The 3,308-nt window shown below is 50.2% G+C and carries 2 rRNA genes; both read left to right on the top strand.

The window, feature by feature from the left end:
* Window positions 1-206 precede the first annotated feature (206 nt).
* Window positions 207-3,096, top strand: a 23S ribosomal RNA gene (locus AKJ31_RS21705).
* Between the two features lie 89 nt (window positions 3,097-3,185).
* A 5S ribosomal RNA gene (gene rrf / locus AKJ31_RS21700) occupies window positions 3,186-3,301 on the top strand.
* Window positions 3,302-3,308: the final 7 nt, after the last annotated feature.

Below are 3,308 nucleotides of genomic sequence, written 5' to 3'. Positions count from 1 at the left end.
GAAAGCTGACAAAACAACAATTTATTGTTGTTTGTAAAGTTCTCAATGTTTGTCTTTAAGACAAACACCAATACAACACATTCAAGTGTTCTTGGAATTTGAGTCCGGCAAAATCGAGTCTGCATCATGTTTAAATAATTGCAGACAACTTTGGTTGTTTAACAACATCCTCAAGAATCGCTTCGCGAAACTCTTTGGGGTTGTATGGTTAAGTGACTAAGCGTACACGGTGGATGCCTTGGCAGTCAGAGGCGATGAAGGACGTATTAACTTGCGATAAGCCCAGATTAGGCAGTAAAAGCCACTTGAGTCTGGGATTTCCGAATGGGGAAACCCACTTGCATAAGCAAGTATCATTAACTGAATACATAGGTTAATGAGGCGAACCGGGGGAACTGAAACATCTAAGTACCCCGAGGAAAAGAAATCAACCGAGATTCCGAAAGTAGCGGCGAGCGAAATTGGACTAGCCCTTAAGCTTTATATGCGTTAGACGAACGGTCTGGAAAGTCCGGCGATACAGGGTGATAGCCCCGTAGTTGACAACGCACATTCAGTGAAATCGAGTAGGGCGGGACACGTGATATCCTGTCTGAATATGGGGGGACCATCCTCCAAGGCTAAATACTACTGACTGACCGATAGTGAACCAGTACCGTGAGGGAAAGGCGAAAAGAACCCCTGTGAGGGGAGTGAAATAGAACCTGAAACCGTGTACGTACAAGCAGTAGGAGCACCTTCGTGGTGTGACTGCGTACCTTTTGTATAATGGGTCAGCGACTTATATTCAGTGGCAAGGTTAACCATCTAGGGGAGCCGTAGGGAAACCGAGTCTTAACTGGGCGCTCAGTCTCTGGATATAGACCCGAAACCAGGTGATCTAGCCATGGGCAGGTTGAAGGTTGAGTAACATCAACTGGAGGACCGAACCGACTAATGTTGAAAAATTAGCGGATGACTTGTGGCTAGGGGTGAAAGGCCAATCAAACCTGGAGATAGCTGGTTCTCCCCGAAAGCTATTTAGGTAGCGCCTCGGACGAATACTACTGGGGGTAGAGCACTGTTAAGGCTAGGGGGTCATCCCGACTTACCAACCCTTTGCAAACTCCGAATACCAGTAAGTACTATCCGGGAGACACACGGCGGGTGCTAACGTCCGTCGTGGAGAGGGAAACAACCCAGACCGCCAGCTAAGGTCCCAAATTATTACTAAGTGGGAAACGATGTGGGAAGGCTTAGACAGCTAGGATGTTGGCTTAGAAGCAGCCATCATTTAAAGAAAGCGTAATAGCTCACTAGTCGAGTCGGCCTGCGCGGAAGATGTAACGGGGCTAAGTAATAAACCGAAGCTGCGGCAATGCAGTTTACTGCATTGGGTAGGGGAGCGTTCTGTAAGCCGTTGAAGGTGAGTTGTAAAGCTTGCTGGAGGTATCAGAAGTGCGAATGCTGACATGAGTAACGATAAAGGGGGTGAAAAACCCCCTCGCCGGAAGACCAAGGGTTCCTGTCCAACGTTAATCGGGGCAGGGTAAGTCGACCCCTAAGGCGAGGCCGAAAGGCGTAGTCGATGGGAAACGGGTTAATATTCCCGTACTTCTTACAATTGCGATGGGGGGACGGAGAAGGCTAGGTGGGCCTGGCGACGGTTGTCCAGGTTCAAGTGCGTAGGCTTGAGGGTTAGGTAAATCCGGCTCTCTTTAAGGCTGAGACACGATGTCGAGCTACTACGGTAGTGAAGTCATTGATGCCATGCTTCCAGGAAAAGCCTCTAAGCTTCAGATTGTAAGGAATCGTACCCCAAACCGACACAGGTGGTCGGGTAGAGAATACCAAGGCGCTTGAGAGAACTCGGGTGAAGGAACTAGGCAAAATGGTACCGTAACTTCGGGAGAAGGTACGCTTCTGACGGTGAAGTCCCTTGCGGATGGAGCTATCGGAAGTCGCAGATACCAGGTGGCTGCAACTGTTTATTAAAAACACAGCACTGTGCAAAATCGTAAGATGACGTATACGGTGTGACGCCTGCCCGGTGCCGGAAGGTTAATTGATGGGGTTAGACTTCGGTCGAAGCTCTTGATCGAAGCCCCGGTAAACGGCGGCCGTAACTATAACGGTCCTAAGGTAGCGAAATTCCTTGTCGGGTAAGTTCCGACCTGCACGAATGGCGTAATGATGGCCACGCTGTCTCCACCCGAGACTCAGTGAAATTGAAATCGCTGTGAAGATGCAGTGTACCCGCGGCTAGACGGAAAGACCCCGTGAACCTTTACTACAGCTTGGCACTGAACATTGAGCCTACATGTGTAGGATAGGTGGGAGGCTTTGAAGCAGGTACGCCAGTATCTGTGGAGCCGACCTTGAAATACCACCCTTGTATGTTTGATGTTCTAACTTAGCCCCATTATCTGGGGTGAGGACAGTGCCTGGTGGGTAGTTTGACTGGGGCGGTCTCCTCCCAAAGAGTAACGGAGGAGCACGAAGGTGGGCTAATCACGGTTGGACATCGTGAGGTTAGTGCAATGGCATAAGCCCGCTTGACTGCGAGAATGACAATTCGAGCAGGTGCGAAAGCAGGTCATAGTGATCCGGTGGTTCTGAATGGAAGGGCCATCGCTCAACGGATAAAAGGTACTCCGGGGATAACAGGCTGATACCGCCCAAGAGTTCATATCGACGGCGGTGTTTGGCACCTCGATGTCGGCTCATCACATCCTGGGGCTGAAGTCGGTCCCAAGGGTATGGCTGTTCGCCATTTAAAGTGGTACGCGAGCTGGGTTTAGAACGTCGTGAGACAGTTCGGTCCCTATCTGCCGTGGGCGTTGGAAGATTGAAGGGGGCTGCTCCTAGTACGAGAGGACCGGAGTGGACGAACCTCTGGTGTTCGGGTTGTGTCGCCAGACGCATTGCCCGGTAGCTAAGTTCGGAATCGATAACCGCTGAAAGCATCTAAGCGGGAAGCGAGCCCTGAGATGAGTCTTCCCTGACCCCTTGAGGGTCCTAAAGGGTTGTTCGAGACTAGAACGTTGATAGGCAGGGTGTGTAAGCGTTGTGAGGCGTTGAGCTAACCTGTACTAATTGCCCGTGAGGCTTAACCATACAACACCCAAAGGGTTTTGATGGACTCGATACAAGAACAAATTGAATGTGTAAGAACTGAACACAGCTTTCCGAATTTTAAGAATTTGCTTGGCGACCATAGCGATTTGGACCCACCTGATTCCATGCCGAACTCAGAAGTGAAACGAATTAGCGCCGATGGTAGTGTGGGGTTTCCCCATGTGAGAGTAGGACATCGCCAGGCTTTAAAT

It is taken from the genome of Vibrio hepatarius (genome assembly GCF_001274785.1).
Lineage (GTDB): Bacteria > Pseudomonadota > Gammaproteobacteria > Enterobacterales > Vibrionaceae > Vibrio > Vibrio hepatarius.
This window is presented reverse-complemented; position numbering and strand designations above follow the sequence as displayed.